The organism is Agrobacterium sp. 22-210-1 (assembly GCF_053522525.1).
This window is the reverse complement of the sequence record NZ_JBNWCI010000001.1, coordinates 155,238-177,861: the sequence shown is the minus strand read 5'-3', so window position 1 is coordinate 177,861 and position 22,624 is coordinate 155,238. Positions and strand designations below refer to the sequence as shown.

Sequence of the window (22,624 nt, the reverse complement as noted above, 5' to 3'; positions counted from 1 at the left end):
GATTTATACTGTCAGATGACGCCGCGCTTCCGGCGTATCCAGCGTTTCAGCCAGCCCCTCATGCACGATCTCACCGCGATCCATGATGTAAACGTAATCGGCAAGCTCACGGCAGAAATCCAGATATTGCTCGACCAGCAGGATCGCCATGCCGGTGGAATCGCGCAGATATTTGATCGCCCGGCCGATATCCTTGATGATCGACGGCTGAATGCCCTCGGTCGGCTCGTCGAGCACGAGGATCTTCGGCCGCGTCACCAAAGCCCGGCCGATGGCGAGCTGCTGCTGCTGGCCGCCGGAGAGATCGCCGCCGCGTCTTCCCAGCATGGATTGCAGCACCGGAAACAGGCTGAAAATATCATCCGGGATGAACCGTTCCTTACGCGGCAGCGGCGCATAACCGCTTTCGAGATTCTCCTGAACGCTGAGCAGCGGAAAGATTTCCCGCCCCTGCGGCACGTAACCGACACCACGCTTGGCCCGGTGGTAAGGCGCCATCCCATCCAGCGCCGCCCCTTCAAAGCTGATCGTCCCGGCACTGGTGGCGTGCTGGCCGGTAACGGCGCGCAGAAGCGAGCTTTTGCCCACCCCGTTGCGGCCGAGGACACAGGTGATCTTGCCCATCTCCGCCGTCAGCGAAACGCCGCGCAGGGCCTGCGCTGCGCCGTAATGGAGGTTGATGTTGTCGACGTTCAGCATTTCATCCACCTGTTCTAATTCAGCAATGTTCGTCTCAAAGCCTGCAGGGCATTTTCCTGCTCGCTGGTCTTGTCACCACCGACCTGGCTGACCTCTTCGGCAATATCGATCAGTTGTCGTCTTTCATCGAAATCGAGCGCATTCGCCCATAAATCGCGAAATCTGCGGATCGGGTCTTCAGGATTGACGACATTTCTGGATGCCCATTCTCCGAAGACGATAATTTCTTCCATATCCGTCGGCGAAATAATGTCTCTCATCTTTTCACGGACAACTTTTTTTGCCGCTTCGAGATACATCGGCTTTTCGTTGGCCAGGCACATGAAGAATGCCACAGCAGCAATCGCAGGATCACGAATGGACGCGATTGGTGCGACTTCGGCCTTTTTCCGAAATGCCCTGCGCTTATAGGCGCCCCGCATTTTCTCGACGGTGTCGATGATTTCGCTACCCGCCTCACGCACCATCTTCAATCGCCAATACCAGACAGCCGCCCCGCCGATTGCCATAACCAGAATTCCGATCAACGCCATTCAATCAACTCCAGATTTTAAATTTTTCAACTTAAATCCGGTTATTATTACAGGCACAAGTAGACGCCCGTTCTTTCTATCGCCCCAGATAATTCTCGATCACCTTCGGATCGCTGGACACGAAATCGATCGACCCTTCGGCCAGCACCGAGCCTTCGGCAAGGCACGTCACCTTCACCCCCAGCTCGCGGATGAAACCCATGTCATGCTCCACCACCACCACCGAACGGGTCTTGGCGATTTCCTTCAAAAGCACGGCGGTTTCGGCGGTTTCCGCATCCGTCATGCCCGCCACCGGCTCATCCACCAAAAGCAGCTTCGGCTCCTGCGCCAAGAGCATGCCGATTTCCAGCCATTGTTTCTGGCCGTGCGAGAGGTTGGCGGCAAGATCGCCGCGGCGGTGGCCAAGGCGCACGGTGGCGAGGATTTCCTCGATTCGCGCCTTGTCTTCCTCCGTCAGCCGGTAGAAGAGCGTCGCGAAAACACCGCGCTTGCGGTTGAGCGCCAGTTCCAGATTGTCCCAGACGGTATGGCTTTCGAACACCGTAGGCTTCTGGAATTTTCGCCCGATGCCGAGCTGGGCGATGTCAGCCTCATCCTTCTTGGTCAGGTCGATGCTGTCTTCGAACAGCACCGTGCCGGTATCCGGCCGCGTCTTGCCGGTGATGATATCCATCATCGTCGTCTTGCCAGCACCGTTCGGGCCGATAATGGCGCGAAGCTCGCCCGGCTCCACCACGAAGGAGAGGGAATTGAGCGCCCTGAAACCATCGAAGGACACCGAGACGCCGTCGAGATAAAGCAGGCTTTTCGTTCTGTTTTCGGAAATCGTGTTCATATCCGCCTCACTCCGCCGCCTGTTGCGCCACTGTCGAGCCGCTGTCATTGCCCGGCTGGGCGTCGCCTGCCGCAAGCGCGACCCGCTTTTCACGCCGCCCGGCCAGATAATGCTGCACGGTGCCGACGATGCCCTTCGGGAAGAACAGCGTCACCGCGATGAACAGGCCACCCAGCGCAAACAGCCAGAATTCGGGGAAAGCGCCGGTGAAATAGCTTTTCCCGCCATTGACGAGCAGCGCACCGATGATCGGCCCGATCAGCGTGCCGCGCCCGCCCACCGCCGTCCACACCACCACTTCGATGGAATTGGCGGGCGAAAATTCGCCGGGATTGATGATGCCCACCTGCGGCACGAACAGCGCGCCGGCGATGCCCGCCATCATGGCCGAAACGACGAAGGTGAAGAGCTTGATGTTTTCCACCCTGAAGCCGAGGAAACGCACCCGGCTTTCGGCATCGCGCACGCCCACCAGCACCTTGCCGAACTTGGAATTGACGATGCCCGACGCGATCAGCAGGGAGAGCGCCAGCATTACCGCGGTCGTGGCAAACAGCACGGCGCGGGTGCCATCCGCTTGCACGGAAAAGCCGAGGATGTCCTTGAAATCGGTGAGGCCATTATTGCCGCCGAAACCCATGTCATTGCGGAAGAAGGCGAGCAGCAAGGCATAGGTCATGGCCTGGGTGATGATGGAGAGATAAACGCCGTTGACGCGCGAGCGGAAGGCGAACCAGCCGAACACGAAGGCGAGCAGGCCCGGCACCACCAGCACCATCAGCGCCGCAAACCAGAACATGTCGAAGCCCTGCCAGAACCACGGCAGTTCCTTCCAGTTGAGGAAGACCATGAAATCAGGCAGCACCGGATGGCCATAAACCCCGCGCGTGCCGATCTGCCGCATCAGATACATGCCCATGGCGTAACCGCCGAGCGCGAAAAAGGCGGCATGGCCGAGCGAGAGGATGCCGCAATAACCCCAGACGAGATCAAGCGCCAGCGCCAGGAGCGCATAGGCCAGATATTTGCCCAGCATCGACATGATGTAGGTCGGGATGCGGAACGCGCTGTCTTGAGGCAACAGCAGGTTGGAAGCAGGCACAAGCACGGCGATGGCGAGAATGATGCCGATGGCGATGGAAATGCGGCGGTCGAGCGCGCGCAGGAGGAAGCCGGTAATCATGCTTCGATCGCCCTTCCCTTGAGTGCGAAGAGACCGCGCGGCCGCTTCTGGATGAACAGGATGATGAGAACGAGCACGAGGATCTTGCCGAGCACGGCGCCGACCGTCGGCTCGAGGAACTTGTTGAGCACGCCGAGAGACAGGGCGCCCACCAGCGTTCCCCAGAGATTGCCGACGCCGCCGAACACCACCACCATGAAACTGTCGATGATGTAGCTCTGGCCCAGATTGGGCGAGACATTGTCGATCTGCGACAGCGCCACGCCGGCAAGACCGGCAACGCCTGAACCGAGCGCGAAGGTGAAAGCATCCACCCACGGCGTGCGAATGCCCATGGAGGAGGCCATACGGCGGTTCTGCGTCACGGCGCGCATCTGCAACCCGAAAGCGGAGCGCTTCAGGAGAACCAGCAGCGCGAAGAACACCGAGAGCGAAAAACAGACGATCCACACCCGGTTCCAGGTGAAATTGAGATAACCGACGCTGAAGGAGCCGGACATCCAGCCGGGGCTGCCGACTTCCCGGTTGGTCGGGCCGAAGATGGAGCGCACGCCCTGTTGCAGGATGAGCGAGATGCCCCAGGTGGCGAGAAGCGTTTCGAGCGGCCGCCCGTAAAGAAAGCGGATGACGCCGCGCTCCATCACGAGGCCGACGAAGGCCGTCACCAGAAAGGCGACGGGCAAAGCGATGGCGAGCGACCAGTCGAACAGGCCGGGGAAGCTGGAGCGGATCACCTCCTGCACCATGAAGGTGGAGTAGGCGCCGATCATCACCATTTCGCCATGGGCCATGTTGATGATGCCCATGACGCCGAAGGTGATGGCAAGACCGATGGCGGCGAGCAGCAGCACGGAACCGAGTGAAAGGCCATACCAGACATTCTGCACGTAATCCCAGAAGGCAAGCGCGCTTTCGATGCTGGAAATGGCCTCGTCTATATCGGGTTTCAGGCTTTGATCCACGGAGGCCGACGCCGCCATGAGAATGCCGATGGCATCGCGCCCGCCGAGCTTCTTGATGGTCGCGATCGCTTGCCTCTTCTGTTCGAGCGACCGTTCGGAGGAGAGCAGCGAGACAGCCCGCGCCTCCTCCATCCGGGTCCGCACCTCATTATCGGCCTCCTTGGCGATGGCCGCTTCCAGCAATTCGAGATTTTCCGCGCTCGGCGCTTTCAGAACGGCATCGGCCGCAGAAAGCCGCACGGATTTTTCCGCGCAGAGCAGGGTCAGGCCGCCAAGTGCGGCGCGGATGACGCGACGCAGATTATTGTTGACCTTGATCTTGCTGACAGCCGCCTTCGGCGCTTCACCCGCACTTTCGCCCGTCAGCGGATCGATCAGCGTAAAATTGGAACCTGCCGGTGTCGCCATGAACACCAGATTGTCGGTCTTGCGCACGTAAAGATCGCCTGATGCGAAAGCCTCGAGCGCCGGCACGACACGCGCATCACCCGTGGCGGCAATCTGCCCGATCAGCACTTCGGCCTGCTTGAAATCCGCCGTGCCGAGCGCATCGATCAGCGCCTTCGGCTCGCTTTGCGCGAAGGATTGGGCTGCGATCCCCAGGGTGAGCCAGAGGAAGATGGCTCCGAGAAAAGATCGGATCGTCATGTCGGGTTCCTTGGGCGTTTTACGACAGGGCGTTTTTGGGTAATGCCACTTGAGTATGCGGTTTACCCCCCTCTGCCCTGCCGGGCATCTCCCCCACAAGGAGGGAGATCGGCAAGGTGCGCTCGCATCGCTCTATCTCGACCGAAGAGAAATGCGGGGCCTAGCCACGAGTCGATCTCCCCACCTGTGGGGGAGATGCCCGGCAGGGCAGAGGGGGGGCACGCTTGTTCAGTTTTCAACTATTGAAGCACCGCCCCCAACAACGGGAGCGGCACCCACCTCGCTAATCAGCTACCCTTGCCGCCGCACTTCCCACTGGCCACATTGAAGTTGCCGCAAGACATCGGCTTCCGCCAATCCGAGATCAGATCCTTCGAGTCCGGCAGATAATCCGACCACTCGTCACCCACGACCTGTGGAGTCTGCTGCACGATCTCAAACTGCCCATCGGCCTGGATTTCGCCGATCAGCACCGGCTTGGTGATGTGGTGGTTCGGCATGACGGTGGAGTAACCGCCCGAAAGGTTCGGCACGGAAACACCGATAATCGAGTCGAGAACCTTGTCCGTATCCGTCGTGCCGGCGGATTCGACGGCCTTTACCCAGGCGTTGAAGCCGATATAGGCGGCTTCCATCGGGTCGTTGGTCACGCGCTTGTCGTTCTTGGTAAAGGCGTGCCAGGTCTTGATGAATTCGGCATTAACAGGCGCATCGACGGACTGGAAGTAGTTCCAGGCGGCAAGGTGGCCGACCAGCGGTGCGGTGTCGAGACCGGCAAGTTCTTCTTCACCGACCGAGAAGGCGACGACGGGAATGTCTTCAGCCTTGATGCCCTGGTTTGCCAGTTCCTTGTAGAAAGGCACGTTGGCATCGCCGTTGATGGTGGAGACCACGGCGGTCTTCTTGCCGGCCGAGCCGAATTTCTTGATGTCGGAGACGATCGTCTGCCAGTCGGAATGACCGAACGGCGTGTAGTTGATCATGATGTCCTCTTCCTTGACGCCCTTCGACATCAGGTAGGCCTTCAGGATCTTGTTGGTGGTCTGCGGATAGACATAGTCCGTGCCGGCCAGAACCCAGCGCTCCACACCTTCGGTGCTGGCGAGATAATCGACGGCCGGAATGGCCTGCTGGTTCGGCGCCGCACCGGTATAGAAGATATTGCGCGAGGATTCTTCACCCTCATACTGAACCGGGTAGAACAGGATCGAATTCAGTTCCTCGAAGACCGGCAGAACCGACTTGCGCGAGGAAGACGTCCAGCAGCCGAAAACGGCCGCGACCTTGTCCTGCGAAATCAGCTGGCGGGCCTTTTCGGCAAATAGCGGCCAGTCGGAAGCCGGATCGACCACCACGGCTTCGAGTTTCTTGCCGAGCACGCCGCCCTTCTTGTTCTGCTCGTCGATGAGCATCAGCATGGCGTCCTTCAGCGTCGTCTCTGAAATCGCCATGGTGCCGGACAGCGAATGCAGCACACCGACCTTGATGGTGTCGTCAGCGGCAAAAGCGCCATGGAAGGCGGTGGTGGACAGGATCGCGCCAAGCAGCGCAGCACTAAGCGTCTTGCGGAATATCATCGGAAGAACCCCTCTCCTTGTTGGCCTCTTATCAAGGCTCAGCGGCATCTGCGGCCGCTGCTGGGAGGGACTATCGATCTCGCGAACGCGAAACCGTATACGTCAATTGACGTAGGCGGGGTGGCGAAAGGTGCAGGGGGGAGGTTTTAAGGGCAGATACGAGTAAAGGGGCCCCATGTGGAATGGGCGGCTTAAACTTGTTTCTTCTCCCCGCCGGGGAGAAGTCCGCGGCAGCGGGATGAGGGGGCGAGGGTCGAGATATCAGGAGAGCTTGCCCCCTCATCCGACCCTTCGGGCCACCTTCTCCCCCACGGGGAGAAGAAATGCGCCGCACCGTCGTCTCACATCAGGAATGCGGCTTATCGCCCCGCTCTTCATCCCGGATCGCTTCATCATGATACCAGGAACCGAAATCCACATGCGGCTCCCGCGCCTGACGCTCAAGCTCGCTAAGTCCGCTGTTGCCGAACCTGGAAAGGCCCGCGCGCCCGCCGACCGGGAATTGATAGATCGTTGCCGTCTCGCGATGAATGCCAGTTGCCATTTCGATCATCTCACTTTGTTTGCATCGAGGCACTTTTTGTCTGAAGCAAACCCGCAAAGGCCGGATTCGCTCCGTTTGATTAAAAAAAAATCACGTTGCGAAAAATATAGGCACTAAGCGACCAATCAGCAAGAAAAACCATTCCGGAAGCGCCAGTTTTTGGGGCAAATGCCGATCCGTCGCGCGCAATTGAAATCATTGCACCGCAACAGGGCATTCTCTGCCAGGACGCCGGCTATCTATCAGGATTCAATGACGAAACATGAGGGGCGAATTTGCCTTCTGCGGCGCAGCAGGAACAGGTTCCCGCAATATCGCAGCCCTTGCGCTCCAGAGCCTCTGAAAGATTTTTCGAAGAATCTGCTAAACATCGCCAATCTGGCACGCGGCATGCATCTATGGGGTCAGCCCTTGAACGCGAAAGCGCTTCCGGCGGCGAAAGCCACGGAAGCCTCAAGGCTTCGCATCTTTACCTATGAGAGGTTCGTAATGACTAAGTTCAAACTCGAGTACATCTGGCTGGATGGATACAAGCCGGTCGCCAACCTGCGCGGCAAGACACAGGTCAAGGAATTCGACGAATTCCCGACACTCGAGCAGCTGCCACTTTGGGGTTTCGATGGTTCGTCCACCCAGCAGGCTGAAGGCCATTCGTCGGATTGCGTGCTGAAGCCCGTTGCGATCTACCCCGACCCGGCCCGTACCAACGGTGCGCTCGTCATGTGCGAAGTCATGATGCCCGATGGCGTTACCCCGCACGCCTCCAACAGCCGCGCCACCATCCTCGAGGACGAGGATGCATGGTTCGGTTTCGAACAGGAATATTTCTTCTACCAGGACGGCCGCCCGCTCGGCTTCCCGGAACAGGGTTACCCGGCTCCGCAGGGTCCTTATTACACCGGCGTCGGCTTCAAGAATGTCGGTTCGGTTGCCCGTGAAATCGTTGAAGAGCACCTCGACCTCTGCCTCGAAGCCGGCATTAACCACGAAGGCATCAACGCCGAAGTGGCCAAGGGCCAGTGGGAATTCCAGGTCTTCGGCAAGGGCTCCAAGCGCGCCGCCGACCAGATCTGGATCGCCCGTTACCTGCTGCTGCGCCTTTGCGAACAGTACGGCATCGACGTTGAATTCCATTGCAAGCCGCTCGGCGATACCGACTGGAACGGTTCGGGCATGCATTGCAACTTCTCCACCAAGTTCATGCGCGAAGTTGGCGGCAAGGACTATTTCGAAGCCCTCATGGCCGCTTTTGCCAAGAACTGGCAGGAACACATCGACGTTTACGGCCCGGACAACCATCTGCGCCTGACCGGCAAGCACGAAACCGCTCCGTGGAACAAGTTCTCCTATGGCGTGGCAGACCGTGGCGCCTCGATCCGCGTTCCGCATTCCTTCGTCAACAACGGTTACCGTGGTTACCTCGAAGACCGTCGTCCGAACTCTCAAGGCTGCCCATACCAGATCGCTTCCGTCGTTCTGCAGACGATCGCGGAAGTGCCGCTCGCAAAGTCGGCTGCTGCCTGATAAGCCAAGACATGGCGTCGCCCTGAGCCGGGCGACGCCATTTTTGTGTCCACCGAACGGCCAGGCCGGACTGGCGACCTTTCACGGAACGCCGCAGACGGCATAGTCTTCCCCTACGCCAGCTCAAACAAGCTGCGTGGCTTTGACAAACAGCCTCGGATCTTCCGAAAATCGCGACATCGTTTTCGGTCCGATGCTCTGAAGCAAAAAAGGTGAGCGATGGGCATTCTCCAGAAATTCTCTCTCGAAAACCGCACGGCCATCATCACCGGCAGCGGCCGCGGCCTCGGTTTTGAAATTGCCAGCGCCTTCGCCGAAGCGGGCGCCCATGTCTGGCTGACCGGCCGCAACGCCGAAACGCTGGAGCAGGCGGCAGATGTGCTGCGCAAGGCCGGCGGAAAAGCCGATTACGCCGCCTTCGATATTGCCGACACCGCAGCCGGCAGCGCCCTTGTCCGCCGTATCATGGACGAAACCGGCCATCTCGATATCCTCGTCAACAATGTCGGCGCGCGTGACCGCCGCCCGCTTGCCGAATTTACCGACGAAGACGTGCTGGAGCTGATCCGCACCGATCTCACCTCTTCCATCTCGCTGTCGCGCGATGCGGCAGAGGCCATGAACGCCAATGGTTACGGCCGCATCATCACCATCACCTCCATTCTCGGCCATATCGTCCGGCCGGGGGATGCGATCTATCCCGTCGCCAAACAGGGGCTGACCGGGCTGATGCGCGCGATAGCCGTGGAATATGGCGCGCGCGGCATCACCAGCAACGCGATAGCGCCGGGCATGTTCGCCACCGAAACCAACGCCGCCCTTGCCGAAAATCCTGAGATGGTGGCCTTCGCCAAGCTGCGGGTGCCGCTGGAGCGCTGGGGCCGGCCGGATGAAATCGCCGGTGCTGCCCTGTTTCTGGCAAGCGATGCGGCCTCCTTCGTCAACGGCCATGTGCTGACGGTGGATGGCGGCATGTCGGTGCGGCTGTGAGAGGCCCGTTGCGGAAAGGCGCTCGATAGGCATGGCCGCACGGCAACGCATCATCCCCGTCAGGCGCGAATATAACCGCTGGGTCGCCAACCAGACGCTGGAAGATTATGCGCTGCGCTTCACCGCCAAAAGCGCCCGGCAATTTTCCTCAAACCGCATTTCCCACACCGCCATCGGCGCGATTTCCTTTCTGGCGCTGGAAGCCATCGGCGGGGCGATCACGCTTTCCTACGGCACCACCAACGCCTTTTACGCCATCCTCGTCGCCGCCATCGCCATGCTGGCCGTCGGCCTGCCGATCAGCCGTTACGCCATCCGCCACGGTGTCGACATCGATCTTCTGACGCGCGGCGCGAGCTTCGGTTATATCGGCTCCACCATCACCTCGCTGATCTACGCCGCCTTCACCTTCATGCTCTTCGCCATCGAGGCGTCGATCATGTCCGGCGCGCTGGAACTGGCGCTCGGCATTCCGCTGTGGATCGGCTATATCATCTCGGCCGTCATGGTCATTCCGCTCGTCACCCATGGCGTGCGGCTCATCAGCCGCTTCCAGATCATCACCCAGCCCTTCTGGATCGTGCTGAACGTCCTGCCCTTCATCTTCATCGCCTTGATGGACTGGGAAAAATACGATCTCTGGCGGGCCTTTTCCGGCATTCACCACGCTTCCGGTCCACCGGGCACGGTGGCGGATTTCAACCTCGTGGAATTCGGCGCGGCCTCGGCCGTCATCCTTGCATTGATGTCACAGATCGGCGAGCAGGTGGACTTCCTGCGCTTCCTGCCTGCCGAGGGCCAGAGCCGCCTTCGCCACCGCATTGCCGTCTTCCTGGCCGGCGCCGGCTGGGTCGTCGTCGGCGTGCCGAAGCTGCTCGCCGGTTCCTTTCTCGTGGTGCTCACCTTCAGCTCCGGCGTCTCGGTGGATCGCGCCGCCGATCCGGCCCAGATGTATCTCACCGCCTTCGGTTACATGATCCCCAACGAAACCGCCGCCATGCTGCTGATGGTTGCTTTCGTCGTCGTCTCACAGCTGAAGATCAATGTCATGAATGCCTATGCGGGTTCGCTCGCCTGGTCGAACTTTTTCTCGCGTCTCACCCACAGCCACCCCGGCCGCGTCGTCTGGCTGGTCTTCAACGTGGCGATCGCGCTGCTTCTGATGGAACTCGGCATTTACCGGCTGCTGGAAGAAACGCTCGGCATCTTCTCCATCATCGCCATGGCGTGGCTCTGCACCATCTCAGCCGATCTCTTCATCAACAAACCGCTCGGCCTTGCCCCGCCGGGCATCGAATTCAAGCGCGCCCACCTCTACGACATCAATCCCGTCGGCGTCGGCTCCATGGCGCTTTCGGCCACCATTGCGCTGATGGCGCATTTTGGCGCCTTCGGACCGCTCGCCGCATCGCTCGCGCCCTATCTGACGCTGATCGTCGCTTTCATCGCTTCGCCGCTGATTGCCTGGGGCACGAAGGGCAAATTTTATCTCGCCCGCAAGCCGCGCCAGAAATGGCGCGAAGAAAGCACCATCACCTGCTCCATCTGCGAGCACCCTTTCGAGCCGGAAGACATGGCATGGTGTCCCGCCTATGCCGCACCGATCTGTTCGCTCTGCTGCTCGCTGGACAGCCGCTGCCATGACATGTGCAAGCCGAAGGCGAAGCTCAACTATCAGGTGGCGACCGTCGCGAAATCCTTCCTGCCGGATCAGCTGGTGGCCAAACTCGCCACCCGGCTCGGACGCTACGGCATGGCGGCGGCGATTGCCGTCACCGCCATCGGCGGCATATTGGCGATGATCGCCCATCAGGTCGGCACCGCCTCGCCGGAAACGGCCGATGTGGTGAACCGCACCATCCTCATCGTGTTTTTCGTCTTCGCCGTCATTGCCGGCATCGTCTGCTGGTTCCTCGTGCTTGCCCATGACAGCCGGGTGGTGGCGGAAGAGGAATCCTCGCGCCAGAACACGTTGCTGCTGAAGGAAATCGCCGCCCACAAGAAGACCGACGCCGCCCTTCAGGACGCCAAGGAAACCGCTGAGGCCGCCAACCGCGCCAAGAGCCGTTATGTGGTGGGCCTCAGCCATGAATTGCGCACGCCGCTCAATGCCGTTTTGGGTTATGCCCAGATCCTCGAACGCGACGACACCATCCCCCCGCCCCGGCAATCGGCCATCAAGGTCATCCGCCGCTCGGCCGATCACCTGTCGGGCCTGATCGACGGGCTTCTCGATATTTCCAAGATCGAGGCGGGCCGCCTGCAGGTCTATTCCAACGAGATCAATATTCAGGATTTCCTGGACCAGATCGTCGATATGTTCCGCCCGCAGGCGCAGGCCAAGGGGCTGGAATTCCGGCACGACCGCTCCCCCGCTTTGCCGCAATATGTCCGCACCGATGAAAAGCGGCTGCGCCAGATTCTCGTCAACCTCATCTCCAACGCCATCAAATTCACCGATGAGGGCGCCGTCACCTTCGATGTCGGTTATCGCAGCCAGGTGGCGAGCTTCACGGTCTCCGATACCGGCCGCGGCATCGCACAAAAGGACCTCGCCCGCATCTACGAACCCTTCCAGCGCGGTGAGGCGGAAAGCGTGCGCCCCATGCCCGGCCTCGGCCTCGGCCTCACCATTACGAGGCTTCTCACCAATACGCTGGGCGGCGAAATCTCCGTTTCCAGCGAAAAGGACAATGGCTCCACCTTCCGCGTCCGCCTCATGCTGTCTGCCGTGCACCGGCCAAGCACGGCGCCGGCGCCGGAAAAGACCATCCGCTCCTATTCCGGCCCGCGCCGCACCATCGTCGTGGTCGATGACAATGAGGACCACCGCGAGTTGATGCGGCAGGTGCTCTCACCGCTCGATTTCGTGGTGCTGACGGCGCAAAGCGGGCCGGAATGCCTGACGCTGATCGAAGGCGTGAAGCCCGACCTCTTCCTCATCGATATTTCCATGCCCGGCATGACCGGCTGGCAGCTTGTGACGAAACTGCGGGAAGCCGGGCAGACCGCCCCGCTCATCATGCTCTCGGCCAATATCGGCGACGGAACCGTGGCGGGTGCGGGAGAAGACAATCACAACGATGCCATCGCCAAACCGGTCGATATCCGCCACCTGTGCGACAGGCTCGCCGTGCATCTAGGCCTCAAATGGATTTACGATACCGACCTGCCACCGGCACCCGCACAGCAGCCCCCGGCGCAGATCATCCATCCCGGCGCAATTCATATCAAGGATTTGCAGCGGCTCGGTGAAATAGGCTACATACGCGGCATAGAGGCGAAACTCGCCGATCTTGCCCGCAACACGGATAACCTGCCCTTCACGCAGGAGCTCGGCACCTATGTGCAGGCCTTCGATCTGGCCGGTTACGCGCATTTTCTCAAACGGTTTGCGGATAGTGACACGGGGGACGGCACGACATGAGCGGTCAGGCGGCGGCAGCCCCGAGAGACATCGTATTGCTGGTGGATGACAGCCCGGAAGCGCTTGGGTTCCTCACCGACGCGCTGGAACAGTCCGGCTTTTCCGCCCTCATCGCCACCTCCGGCCAGGCAGCCCTCAACATTGCCGAACGCATTACGCCCGATATCATCCTGCTCGACGCCGTCATGCCTGTTATGGACGGTTTCGAGACCTGCCGCCGCCTGAAGGCCAATGCGGCGGTGGCGCAGGTGCCTGTCATCTTCATGACCGGGCTGACCGAGACAGAACATGTGGTGCGGGCGCTCGAATCCGGCGGCGTCGATTATCTGACCAAGCCGATCAATATAGACGAGCTGCGCGCCCGCATCCGCGTGCACCTTTCCAATGCCCGCTCGGCCCAAAGCGCCCGCGTGGCGCTCGATGCCGCCGGTCGCCACCTGCTCGCCGTGCGCGCCAATGGCGCCATCCACTGGTCCACACCGCAGGCGACAAGGCTCGTCAACGCCGCCACCGGCCGCGATGACGGGCTGGAGATCGTCGTTGCCCATATTTCCGGCTGGCTTTCGGACAGGGCGACGGTGGATGCCGCCCGCGACACGCCGCTGACGATCACCGAGGCCGGCAGGCCAGCCCTGCAACTCTCCTTCCTCGGCGCGATGGGACCGGACGAATATCTCTTCCGCCTGACCGCCGCCAACGAGAAATCCGACGACCATCTGCTGAAAAGCCATTTCGCCCTGACAACACGGGAATCGGAAGTGCTGCTGTGGATCGCCAAGGGCAAATCCAACCGCGATATCGGCGATATTCTCGGCCTTTCCGCGAGAACCGTGAACAAGCATCTGGAACAGATCTATGTGAAGCTCGGCGTGGAAAACCGCGCCTCGGCGGCTGTGAAGGCGGCGCATATATTACATCAGGGGTGACGACTGCCGTTAATATGCTAAGGTTCGTCCGGCATATATTTTCCGCTTGAGCGCGCAACGTCCGCTCATTCGTCGAGCGGCGGCCCCTTGTTTCTTCTCCCCGAGGGGGAGAAGTCCGCGGCAGCGGGATGAGGGGGCAAGCTCTCCGCAAATCCGGCGACGTTTCCCCCTCATCCGACCCTTCGGGCCACCTTCTCCCCCTCGGGGAGAAGAAACTCGCGGCGACCCATCACCCAAAATCACAGTCCGATCCGCTGACCCAACAGGAACAAACACCCATGGACCGTTTCATCATCCTTTCCGGCTGCTCCGGCGGCGGAAAATCCACGCTTCTGGGCGAACTTGCCCGACGCGGTTTCGCCACCGTCGAGGAACCGGGCCGCCGCATCGTCATCGAAGAAACCCGTAACAACGGCACCGCCCTGCCATGGATCGACATGGAGGCCTTCGCCCGCCGCGCCATCGCCATGGCGCTCGAAGACCGACAAAAGGCCTCGCCGGAAGGCCCCATCTTCTTCGATCGCGGCCTCATCGACGCCGCCTCAGCGCTTCGACACATAAATGGCGATGCCTTCATCGAGACGCTGCGGGATGCACACCGGTATAACCGTCTGGTCTTCTTCACCCCGCCATGGCCGGAAATCTACAGGGGCGACAGCGAACGCAAGCACGATTTCGATGCGGCGGTCGAGGAATACGAGCGTCTGCTCCGCGATTATGACGCGCTTGGCTACGACACCGTCGTGCTCCCGAAATCAGGCATCGAAGAACGTGCAGACTTTATCTTGACGCGGATCGGTTGAACGGCACCCCGCAGGCAGCTGAACCGGCCTCAGCGACTGTCCAGCAATTGCGAAACGGTGACGAACTCAAACCCGCGTTGACGCAGACCGTCGATGATCAAGGGCAAGGCCTGCCGGGATATCTCGCGGCTTCGATACATGACATGCATGATGATGATCGAGCCGTTTTTCGTTTGCTCGATAACGTGTTTTGCAAAGGCAGCCGTATCCCCGGCGACATCAGGAAACGATTCCGGCTCAACATCCCACATGATGGTTTTCCGCTCATGCCGGGAAAGATACCAGGGCAAGGCCAGCAGCTTCTTGCCATAGGGCGGCCGGAACATGATCTCGCCTCCGTAGCCCGCGGCCCGAATGGCCACGTCGGTACGCTCAATTTCCTCCCTGATCCGCGCCGGTCCCATCAGCATCATGTTCGAATGCGCATAGCTGTGATTGCCGAGCTGATGCCCCGCGCCCACGATCATCCGCGCCTGCGGCAGGTTTTCCTCGGTTTCCTTACCCGTCAGGAAAAAAGTCGCTTTCACCCCGCGCTCCCTGAGGGTCGTCAAAACACTCTCCGTGAAGCGCGCCGAAGGTCCATCGTCGAATGTCAGCGCCACGACGGGCTTCTCCGTTTCGACCCTTGCGATGATGGTCCCGAAGAGTTGTGTCGTGCGGGATTTGCTGAAGGCGTGCAGGCCGAGAAGCCCCCCCGCCAGCACGGCAAGAACAAGGAACAGAAACAAGGCCCGCTTTATCGTCATTGCCACCCCCCATTGCAGTTTTCGTGAGAGGCTTTTGTTTCCCGCCTTGTTGTCTCCAGTGTGGCAGGCAGAAGCAGCAAAACAAAAAGCCCGGCATCGCTGCCGGGCTTCGATCGTGTATCGCAGAAAGGCTTAGCTGCCCTGCTGGATGTAGGTGAACTTGCCGTCCGGACCCTTCTTCCACTCGTACATGACGTAGCCGGGAAGCTTCGGGTCGCCCTTTTCATCGAAGGAGATGTCGCCGAGTGCAGTCGGGAAGGTACCCTTCTTCAGAGCTTCGGCAACCTTTTCCGGCTCGACGGAACCGGCGGCCTTTGCCGCGCCTGCGATCGACTGCAGGGCTGCATAGGAGTAGAGCGTGTAGGCTTCGGGGTTGAAGCCGGCGGCCTTGAACTTCTCGACCAGCTCCTTGTTTTCCGGGCGCAGCGTCGGATCGGGACCGAAGGTGTTGAGCGTGCCTTCGACAGCGTCACCGGCGATGGACGCCAGTTCGTTCGAAACGATGCCGTCACCCGAAATCAGCTTCGCCTTCAGGCCCTGATCGGCCGCCTGGCGGATGATCAGACCGGCTTCGGTGTGCAGGCCACCCCAGTAGATGACCGTAACGCCGGCTTCCTTCATCTTGGAGATCAGCGCCGAGAAGTCCTTGTCGCCGACATTGACGCCTTCATACATGACTTCCGTCAGGCCGGCCGCATTGGCTGCCTTCTTGGTTTCATCGGCAAGGCCCTGACCATAGGGGGTCTTGTCGTGAATGACGGCGATCTTGGCGTCCTTGAAGTGGTCGGCAAGATATTTACCGGCAATGCCGCCCTGCTGGTCGTCACGACCGCAGGTGCGGAAGGTGTTCCACAGGCCGCGCTCGGTAAAGACCGGGTTGGTTGCAGCCGGCGTCACTTCGAGAATGCCGTTTTCGGCATAAACTTCGGAAGCCGGAATGGAAACGCCGGAGTTGAAGTGACCGATGACGAATTTCACGCCGTCGGCAACGAATTTATTGGCAACCGAAATACCCTGCTTCGGGTCGGATACGTCATCGCCCAGCACGATCTTGATCTGCTCGCCATTGATGCCACCGGCGGCATTGATGTCTTTCGCAGCCTGTTCGGCACCCTTCTGGATCTGAGCGCCAAAAGCAGCGTTCGGGCCGGTCAGCGGTGCGCCGACAGCGATCACGACATCGGCCCAGGCCGAACCGCCGAAGGCGACCATGGCGGTCAGCGCGACAGCGGAAAGAAGAGACTTCTTCATTACTTTACTCCCAGTTCCTTGGATGGGTTGATTGCAAGGACCTGTTCGGTACCCACCTTAACCGAACAGAAACCGTTCCACTCTGACGAGCATTGTGCAGCCGGAAAAATCCGCCTGTCAATCTTTCTTCTTGTAGGAAAATGCCGACGTACGATCGTAAAGCCAATAGTAGTTATTGACCATCTGGCTTGTCCGGCGCATGCGGAAACCGATGCTGGAAAAGACCAGAAGAAGAACGACGTCAAACACGTAATAAAAGCCGTTGATGAACGGCCCGTTGAAGAGCGCGTGATGCAGGAAGCGCATCACCAGCCCCAATGCCAGCGTATAGATCACCACACGCGTATAATCGCCCCAGCCATCGGCGACGGACTTGCCCGTGCGCCATGCCGTCCAGAAACCCAAGAGGACAACCAGTGCGCGCAGAACATAACGCACGCCGTTATCGGTTTCGAAAAAAAGGCCCTGCATCTCTTTCCCCATCAGTGCCGGGCGAAAATGCCCAGACCCTGCCTTATCTGTCGTCCCGCCGTTTTGCCGGTGGGCATTTTATTGTTTTGTGTGCAGCCGTTGCACGAAGGCAGCGGCTGAACACCGTTTGCAGTTTTGCGCCGCAAAATTTGCGGCGCAAGTAAAATCTTTCAGTGCCGTCCGCCTTCCAGATAAGCGGCGCGCACCTGCGGATCGGCCAGCAGTTCCTTGCCCGAACCGCTCATCGTCACCTTGCCGTTGACCATCACATAAGCGCGGTCGGAAAGCTTCAGCGCGGCAAAGGCGTTCTGCTCCACCAGGAAGACGGTCAACCCTTCCTCCTGGTTGAGTTTCTTGATCGCCTCGAAGATGCCCTTGACGATCAGCGGCGCGAGACCGAGCGACGGTTCGTCGAGCAGCAAGAGCTTCGGCCGTGCCATCAACGCGCGGCCGATGGACAGCATCTGCTGCTCGCCGCCGGAAAGCGTGCCGCCCCGCTGGCTCTGGCGTTCCTTCAGGCGCGGGAACATCACGAAGATTTTCTCGACGTCTTCCTTGAAATATTTGAGGTTATCGAGATTGGCGCCCATCTGCAGGTTTTCCAGCACCGTCATGCGCGGGAAAATCCGGCGACCTTCGGGCGACTGGGCAATGCGCTTGCGGGCGATGAGATGCGTCGGCAGCTGGGTAATGTCTTCGCCGTCGAAGATCACCTGGCCGGCACGCGCCTGCGGGCTGCCGCAGATGGTCATCATCAGCGTCGACTTGCCGGCGCCATTGGCGCCGATCAGGCTGACGATTTCACCCTTGTTGACCTCGACATCGACACCGGCCAGAGCGCGGATATTGCCATAATAGGTTTCGACACCCTGGACTTTCAGAAGCGGTTCACCGGACATCAGGCCGCTCCTCCGTCGAGTTCTTCCGCAATCACGTCTTCCACTTCATCATCCTCGACACCCAGATAGGCGGCGATGACCTTCGGGTCGTTCTTCACATGGTCCGGCGTGCCGTCGGAAATCTTCTGGCCATATTCCAGAACCACCACATGGTCGGAAATCTGCATCACAACGGACATGTCGTGCTCGATGAGGAGCAGCGACGTGCCTTCATCGCGGATGCCGCGCAAGAGCGCATTGAGCGCCAGCGATTCCTTCGGGTTGAGACCGGCGGCCGGCTCATCGAGGCACAGAAGCTCCGGCCCCGTGCACATGGCGCGGGCGATTTCCAGACGGCGCTGCGCGCCATAGGGCAGATCACCGGCCGGGTCGTCGGCGCGGTCGATCAGATCGGCCTTTTCCAGCCAGTATTTGGCTTTCTCGATCGAGCTTGCAACCGCCCTCTTATAGGCAGGCAGGCCGAGGAGACCGAGAATGGTGTAACCCGAGGCCTTCATCAGCGCATTGTGCTGCGCCACCAGCAGGTTTTCCAGAACCGTGAGGCCCGAAAACAGGCGGATGTTCTGGAAGGTGCGCGCCACCTTCGCCTTCTTGGTGATTTCGAAATCCGGCAGGCGCTCGAGAAGATGCGCCTCGCCACTTTGCTGGCGCATGGTGATCATGCCCATCGTCGGCTTGTAGAAACCGGTGATGCAGTTGAAAACCGTGGTCTTTCCAGCGCCGTTGGGGCCGATCAGCGCGGTGATCTCACCGCGCTTCGCCTCGAAGGAGAAGTCGTTGATGGCCATCAGGCCGCCGAACTTCATCGAGAGATGTTCGACCTTGAGGATCGTGTCGCCAGTCGTATTGCCAGTCGCATTGGATGTCATGTTCATCGTTCCGGAAGCCATCAACCGTGACCTTCCTTGGTAAAGCTGCCGGACACGGCCTTGCGCTCCTTGAGGAAGGCCGTGGGTTCACGCGAGCCGACGAAGCCGCGCGGCTTGAACAGCATGACGATGACCATGGCGAGGCCGAACAGCAGCATACGATAGAGTTCCGGCGTGAAATCAGGCCCGAAGATGTGCTTCAGGAATTCCATTTCACGCAGAAGCTCCGTGCCGCCGACCATGACGAGGGCGGCAATGGCGATGCCGGTCAGCGAGCCCATGCCGCCAAGCACGACGATGGCGAGGATGACGGCGGATTCGAGGAACACGAAGCTTTCCGGCGACACGAAACCCTGACGCGCGGCGAAGAACGAGCCGGCAAAACCGCCGAACATCGCGCCCGTCGCAAAGGCGGTGAGCTTGGTGATGACGGTATCGATGCCGAGTGAACGGCAGGCGATTTCGTCCTCACGCAGCGCTTCCCAGGCGCGGCCGATCGGCATGCGACGCAGCTTGATCGTGACGTAGGCCGTCAGCATGCACAGAAGCAGGATCACATAGAACAGGAAGATCTTGTAATAGGCCGATGACATCGACAGGCCAAACGCCTTGGCGAAGTTGTTCGGCGCACCGACATCAAAGGACCAGATGCCGAAGACGGAAGCCTTGGCGATGCCGGAAATACCGAAGGTGCCCTTGGTCACATCTGTCCAGTTCAGCAACACGAGACGGATGATTTCACCAAAGGCGAGCGTGACGATCGCCAGATAGTCGCCGCGAAGTCTCAGAACCGGGAAACCGAGGATGATGCCCCAGAAGCCGGCAAGAATGCCGGCAAGCGGCAGAAGCACCCAGAAGGACAGGCCGAACTGGCTGGACAGCAGCGCATAGGAATAAGCGCCAACCGCATAAAAGGCCACGTAGCCGAGATCGAGCAGGCCGGCCAGCCCGACGACGATGTTGAGACCCCAGGCCAGCATCACGTAGATGAGGATCTGGATGCCGAAATTGTCGACGAATTTCAGCGAACCCTGAAAACCGAACAATTGCACGGCGATAACAGGGTAAAGCAGCAGCAGAACCAGCGCCAGCTTGAGGAAGTGCTTATGGAAAAAGCCCTTGTCCTCGGAGATTTCCAGAATGCCGGTTTTTGCCTTGGCAAGCCTGCGGCGATCCATCGACGGCTTGAAGAAGCCGACCACGAGGAAACGGCCAATGGCGGCGACGGCGACGAAGATCGCCAGCAGCCCCCAGCGGGTGCCCCAGATCAGCTGGTTGTTGATATCCTGATAGGTGATGATGCCGATGTAGAGAATGAACATGCCGAACGAGACGACGCCGGCAATCAGCCCCTCCTTCACCGCCGTTGCCATCAGGCTCGGGCTGGAAGCGGCATTTTCGGAAGCGATATTGGTCATGGGATCACACCTTCTCGACTTCCGGACGACCGAGAATACCGGTCGGCTTGAAGATCAGCACGAAAGCCAGGATGCCGAATGCCGCGACATCCTTGTAGGCGATGGAGAAATAGGCCGACCACAGCGATTCGATGAGACCGATCAAAAGGCCGCCGAGAACGGCGCCCGGAAGCGAGCCGATGCCGCCGAGAACGGCCGCGGTGAAGGCCTTGACGCCGGGAACGAAGCCGTCGCTGAACGAAGCCACGCCATAATACATCAGATACATCGTACCGGCGACAGCAGCCAGCGCCGCACCCATGATGAAGGTGATGGAGATCGTCTTGTCGACATCAACGCCGAGCAGGGCAGCCATCTTGCGGTCCTGTTCGGTGGCGCGCTGCGCCCGGCCGAGCGGGGTCTTGTTGACGATGTACCAGAAGGCGAACAGCAGCACCGAGGTAACGACCATGATGATCAGCTGTTTCAGCGATACGGTGATGGCGCCGAAATGATAGCTTTCCGTCACCATGGACGGGATCGGCTTGTTACGCGGGCCCTGGGTGACCTGGATGAAGTTGGACAGCGCGATCGACATGCCGATGGCGGTGATCAGCGGTGCAAGCCGGAATGAGCCGCGCAGAGGCCGGTAGGCGACGCGCTCGATGACCCAGTTCCACAGGCCGGTCATCAGCATGGCGACGACCATCATCAGAAGCAGAAGAAGCGCCACCGGAATGCCGGCGAAAAACGATGTTGCAATCAAAAAAACGATCAGCGCGGCGAAGCCGCCAAGCATGAAAATATCGCCATGAGCGAAGTTGATCATGCCGATAATGCCGTAAACCATCGTATAGCCGATAGCGATGAGGCCATAGATCGATCCAAGAGTCAGCCCGTTGATGAGCTGCTGGATAAAATACTCCATGTCTTTCCCCCGGGTATGGCCTCAAATGGGCCACGCCTCGTTATGTTAATTATAGGGGGAGCCCCTGCGGGCATCCCCACTCCCAAAATGCATATCGTGTTCGCTAAAAATGTGAAGTCAAAAACAGGCGATCCTGCACAAAATTTGGAATTTCCACACCATCTGCCCGTTTCCCGGTCAAAAGAGCCATGATTTCGGCAGGAAGTGCTGAAAAAATGACGCTGGAATGCTTATTTTAGTCTTGTCTACCGCCATTATTTGACGGGCGACGGGCAAAGGAGTAGCGACATTGGGGATCGAAAGATCCCGGCACGGGATGGCAACGGCAAAGAGATGATCGACATATTGACGAAAGCGGCGCTGGACGCCGGGCAGGCAATCATGGCGGTCCATCGCGCCGGCCCGCATGTGTCTTATAAGGATGACTGCTCGCCGGTGACCGAGGCCGATCAACGCGCCGAAACAATTATTCTTGCGGCGCTGGCCGCTCATTTTCCCGACATTCCCGTGATCGCCGAAGAGGCTGTCTCAAACGGAATTCTGCCGGAAACGGGCAAGGAATTCTTCCTGGTCGATCCGCTTGACGGAACCAAGGAATTCATTTCCGGCAAGGACGATTTCACCGTCAATATCGCGCTTATCCGCAACGGCGCTCCGGTTGCGGGCGTGGTTTACGCACCCTGTCGCGGGCAGGCATGGACTGGCGAAGGCAACAAGGCCGAAAAGCTCGCCATTTCCGGCGAGGGAGCAATCCTTTCCCGCCACCCCATCCGCGCGCGCCAGCGCGGCGCTTCGCCCGTGGCGCTGATCAGCCGCTCGCATTGCACGGCGAAGACGGAAGCTTTCGTGGCCGAACACGGGCTGAAAGACTGCATTTCCGTCGGCTCCTCACTGAAATTCTGCATGCTGGCGGAAGGGGCCGCCGATATCTATCCCCGCTTCAGCCGCACCATGATATGGGACACGGCCGCCGGCGACGCCGTGCTGCGTGCCGCAGGCGGCCGGACGCTCGATTGCGAAGGCCAGCTGCTCGCCTATGCGGTGAGGGGTGATGGCGAGGATGCGCTGGCCAATCCGGATTTTATTGCCGAAGGGGCGGTGGCGGCGGAAGTCGCGGGGTAACCGCCAGAACACGCCGTCTCTAGGGGGCTGTCGCAACAGCGGCATCAGATTTCTGCTTTGTTCGCTTCGGCGTGCGTGGTTCACCCCCCTCTGCCCTGCCGGGCATCTCCCCCTCAAGGGGGGAGATCGACTCGCGGGCGGGTTTCGCCCATCTCAACGTTTGCGAATGAAGTGGTGGCAGCGCCTCCTGCCGATCTCCCCCCTTGAGGGGGAGATGCCCGGCAGGGCAGAGGGGGTTTGCCCGCAGCCCGAGCGGGGCGGGATAATTCGGCTAGAACCTCATCGAG

At 60.0% G+C, this 22,624-nt stretch carries 20 protein-coding genes; 6 read left to right on the top strand and 14 right to left on the bottom strand.

The genetic code is table 11. The features are described from left to right. Positions 1–3 precede the first annotated feature (3 nt). The 7 genes from urtE to ACQZ5F_RS00855 all read right to left on the bottom strand — a co-directional run bounded on the left by urtE (position 4) and on the right by ACQZ5F_RS00855 (position 6,993). Positions 4–699 (bottom strand): urea ABC transporter ATP-binding subunit UrtE, encoded by a 696-nt coding sequence (gene urtE, locus ACQZ5F_RS00885; RefSeq protein WP_225339261.1) that lies wholly within the window; start codon positions 697–699, stop codon positions 4–6. A 14-nt stretch (positions 700–713) separates the two neighbouring features. After that, a complete protein-coding gene (locus tag ACQZ5F_RS00880) occupies positions 714–1,232 on the bottom strand; it encodes a hypothetical protein (RefSeq protein WP_225339262.1) in 519 nt (172 codons plus the stop codon). 76 nt (positions 1,233–1,308) lie between these two features. Then, positions 1,309–2,070 (bottom strand): urea ABC transporter ATP-binding protein UrtD, encoded by a 762-nt coding sequence (gene urtD, locus ACQZ5F_RS00875; protein ID WP_142168913.1) that lies wholly within the window; start codon positions 2,068–2,070, stop codon positions 1,309–1,311. A gap of 7 nt (positions 2,071–2,077) precedes the next feature. After that, complete coding sequence (urtC, locus tag ACQZ5F_RS00870; protein ID WP_225339263.1) at positions 2,078–3,253, bottom strand: urea ABC transporter permease subunit UrtC; 1,176 nt, start codon at positions 3,251–3,253, stop codon at positions 2,078–2,080. After that, positions 3,250–4,863, bottom strand: coding sequence for an urea ABC transporter permease subunit UrtB (urtB, locus tag ACQZ5F_RS00865; protein WP_448731035.1), 1,614 nt, complete (start codon positions 4,861–4,863; stop codon positions 3,250–3,252). The genes urtC and urtB overlap by 4 nt, the downstream gene beginning before the upstream one ends. Before the next feature lie 287 nt (positions 4,864–5,150). Beyond that, positions 5,151–6,440, bottom strand: coding sequence for an urea ABC transporter substrate-binding protein (gene urtA / locus ACQZ5F_RS00860; RefSeq protein WP_003520618.1), 1,290 nt, complete (start codon positions 6,438–6,440; stop codon positions 5,151–5,153). Between the two features lie 346 nt (positions 6,441–6,786). Continuing rightward, the gene (locus ACQZ5F_RS00855; RefSeq protein WP_046797807.1) at positions 6,787–6,993 is read right to left on the bottom strand and encodes a DUF2735 domain-containing protein; all 207 of its coding nucleotides are present in this window, start codon (positions 6,991–6,993) and stop codon (positions 6,787–6,789) included. A 480-nt stretch (positions 6,994–7,473) separates the two neighbouring features. Here ACQZ5F_RS00855 and ACQZ5F_RS00850 point away from each other — a divergent pair, with 480 nt between their 5' ends. From ACQZ5F_RS00850 to ACQZ5F_RS00830, 5 genes are all read left to right on the top strand, one after another. Next, on the top strand, positions 7,474–8,508 hold the full coding sequence (locus tag ACQZ5F_RS00850) for a glutamine synthetase beta-grasp domain-containing protein (protein ID WP_046798392.1): 1,035 nt from the start codon (positions 7,474–7,476) through the stop codon (positions 8,506–8,508). Between the two features lie 219 nt (positions 8,509–8,727). Continuing rightward, entirely contained in the window at positions 8,728–9,498 is a 771-nt protein-coding gene (locus tag ACQZ5F_RS00845) for an SDR family oxidoreductase (RefSeq protein ID WP_225339265.1), read from the top strand. A 31-nt stretch (positions 9,499–9,529) separates the two neighbouring features. After that, positions 9,530–12,925 (top strand): hybrid sensor histidine kinase/response regulator, encoded by a 3,396-nt coding sequence (locus ACQZ5F_RS00840; protein WP_225339266.1) that lies wholly within the window; start codon positions 9,530–9,532, stop codon positions 12,923–12,925. After that, on the top strand, positions 12,922–13,851 hold the full coding sequence (locus tag ACQZ5F_RS00835; protein ID WP_225339267.1) for a response regulator: 930 nt from the start codon (positions 12,922–12,924) through the stop codon (positions 13,849–13,851). Before ACQZ5F_RS00840 ends, ACQZ5F_RS00835 begins: the two co-directional genes overlap by 4 nt. A gap of 278 nt (positions 13,852–14,129) precedes the next feature. Beyond that, entirely contained in the window at positions 14,130–14,654 is a 525-nt protein-coding gene (locus ACQZ5F_RS00830) for an AAA family ATPase (protein ID WP_225339268.1), read from the top strand. Between the two features lie 29 nt (positions 14,655–14,683). Here the strand turns inward: ACQZ5F_RS00830 and ACQZ5F_RS00825 are convergent, their stop codons facing one another. The 7 genes from ACQZ5F_RS00825 to ACQZ5F_RS00795 all read right to left on the bottom strand — a co-directional run bounded on the left by ACQZ5F_RS00825 (position 14,684) and on the right by ACQZ5F_RS00795 (position 21,215). Next, a complete protein-coding gene (locus tag ACQZ5F_RS00825; protein ID WP_225339269.1) occupies positions 14,684–15,400 on the bottom strand; it encodes a polysaccharide deacetylase family protein in 717 nt (238 codons plus the stop codon). Positions 15,401–15,532: 132 nt separating this feature from the next. After that, positions 15,533–16,651, bottom strand: a complete 1,119-nt coding sequence (locus ACQZ5F_RS00820) for a branched-chain amino acid ABC transporter substrate-binding protein (protein ID WP_046797801.1) — start codon at positions 16,649–16,651, stop codon at positions 15,533–15,535. Positions 16,652–16,768: 117 nt separating this feature from the next. Next, complete coding sequence (locus ACQZ5F_RS00815; protein WP_046797800.1) at positions 16,769–17,122, bottom strand: DUF6867 family protein; 354 nt, start codon at positions 17,120–17,122, stop codon at positions 16,769–16,771. Between the two features lie 170 nt (positions 17,123–17,292). Next, on the bottom strand, positions 17,293–18,021 hold the full coding sequence (locus ACQZ5F_RS00810; protein ID WP_046797799.1) for an ABC transporter ATP-binding protein: 729 nt from the start codon (positions 18,019–18,021) through the stop codon (positions 17,293–17,295). Further along, on the bottom strand, positions 18,021–18,911 hold the full coding sequence (locus tag ACQZ5F_RS00805) for an ABC transporter ATP-binding protein (protein WP_052818227.1): 891 nt from the start codon (positions 18,909–18,911) through the stop codon (positions 18,021–18,023). The genes ACQZ5F_RS00810 and ACQZ5F_RS00805 overlap by 1 nt, the downstream gene beginning before the upstream one ends. Further along, positions 18,911–20,308 (bottom strand): high-affinity branched-chain amino acid ABC transporter permease LivM, encoded by a 1,398-nt coding sequence (gene livM / locus ACQZ5F_RS00800; RefSeq protein ID WP_046797797.1) that lies wholly within the window; start codon positions 20,306–20,308, stop codon positions 18,911–18,913. Before livM ends, ACQZ5F_RS00805 begins: the two co-directional genes overlap by 1 nt. Before the next feature lie 4 nt (positions 20,309–20,312). Further along, positions 20,313–21,215, bottom strand: coding sequence for a branched-chain amino acid ABC transporter permease (locus ACQZ5F_RS00795; RefSeq protein WP_046797796.1), 903 nt, complete (start codon positions 21,213–21,215; stop codon positions 20,313–20,315). A 333-nt stretch (positions 21,216–21,548) separates the two neighbouring features. Between ACQZ5F_RS00795 and cysQ the strand changes: the two genes are divergently transcribed. After that, positions 21,549–22,337, top strand: a complete 789-nt coding sequence (cysQ, locus tag ACQZ5F_RS00790) for a 3'(2'),5'-bisphosphate nucleotidase CysQ (protein ID WP_225339271.1) — start codon at positions 21,549–21,551, stop codon at positions 22,335–22,337. The last annotated feature ends 287 nt before the right edge of the window (positions 22,338–22,624 follow it).

Excerpts from the sequence above, each read along its gene's own strand:
- ACQZ5F_RS00835 (WP_225339267.1), top strand. The coding sequence starts at position 12,922 with ATGAGCGGTCAGGCGGCGGCAGCCCCGAGAGACATCGTATTGCTGGTG.
- ACQZ5F_RS00810 (WP_046797799.1), bottom strand. The coding sequence starts at position 18,021 with ATGTCCGGTGAACCGCTTCTGAAAGTCCAGGGTGTCGAAACCTATTAT.
- ACQZ5F_RS00830 (WP_225339268.1), top strand. The coding sequence starts at position 14,130 with ATGGACCGTTTCATCATCCTTTCCGGCTGCTCCGGCGGCGGAAAATCC.
- urtC (WP_225339263.1), bottom strand. The coding sequence starts at position 3,253 with ATGATTACCGGCTTCCTCCTGCGCGCGCTCGACCGCCGCATTTCCATC.
- ACQZ5F_RS00855 (WP_046797807.1), bottom strand. The coding sequence starts at position 6,993 with ATGATCGAAATGGCAACTGGCATTCATCGCGAGACGGCAACGATCTAT.
- urtE (WP_225339261.1), bottom strand. The coding sequence starts at position 699 with ATGCTGAACGTCGACAACATCAACCTCCATTACGGCGCAGCGCAGGCC.
- livM (WP_046797797.1), bottom strand. The coding sequence starts at position 20,308 with ATGACCAATATCGCTTCCGAAAATGCCGCTTCCAGCCCGAGCCTGATG.
- urtB (WP_448731035.1), bottom strand. The coding sequence starts at position 4,863 with ATGACGATCCGATCTTTTCTCGGAGCCATCTTCCTCTGGCTCACCCTG.
- ACQZ5F_RS00880 (WP_225339262.1), bottom strand. The coding sequence starts at position 1,232 with ATGGCGTTGATCGGAATTCTGGTTATGGCAATCGGCGGGGCGGCTGTC.
- cysQ (WP_225339271.1), top strand. The coding sequence starts at position 21,549 with ATGATCGACATATTGACGAAAGCGGCGCTGGACGCCGGGCAGGCAATC.
- ACQZ5F_RS00815 (WP_046797800.1), bottom strand. The coding sequence starts at position 17,122 with ATGCAGGGCCTTTTTTTCGAAACCGATAACGGCGTGCGTTATGTTCTG.
- ACQZ5F_RS00825 (WP_225339269.1), bottom strand. The coding sequence starts at position 15,400 with ATGACGATAAAGCGGGCCTTGTTTCTGTTCCTTGTTCTTGCCGTGCTG.
- ACQZ5F_RS00795 (WP_046797796.1), bottom strand. The coding sequence starts at position 21,215 with ATGGAGTATTTTATCCAGCAGCTCATCAACGGGCTGACTCTTGGATCG.
- ACQZ5F_RS00850 (WP_046798392.1), top strand. The coding sequence starts at position 7,474 with ATGACTAAGTTCAAACTCGAGTACATCTGGCTGGATGGATACAAGCCG.
- ACQZ5F_RS00820 (WP_046797801.1), bottom strand. The coding sequence starts at position 16,651 with ATGAAGAAGTCTCTTCTTTCCGCTGTCGCGCTGACCGCCATGGTCGCC.
- ACQZ5F_RS00845 (WP_225339265.1), top strand. The coding sequence starts at position 8,728 with ATGGGCATTCTCCAGAAATTCTCTCTCGAAAACCGCACGGCCATCATC.
- urtA (WP_003520618.1), bottom strand. The coding sequence starts at position 6,440 with ATGATATTCCGCAAGACGCTTAGTGCTGCGCTGCTTGGCGCGATCCTG.
- ACQZ5F_RS00805 (WP_052818227.1), bottom strand. The coding sequence starts at position 18,911 with ATGGCTTCCGGAACGATGAACATGACATCCAATGCGACTGGCAATACG.
- urtD (WP_142168913.1), bottom strand. The coding sequence starts at position 2,070 with ATGAACACGATTTCCGAAAACAGAACGAAAAGCCTGCTTTATCTCGAC.
- ACQZ5F_RS00840 (WP_225339266.1), top strand. The coding sequence starts at position 9,530 with ATGGCCGCACGGCAACGCATCATCCCCGTCAGGCGCGAATATAACCGC.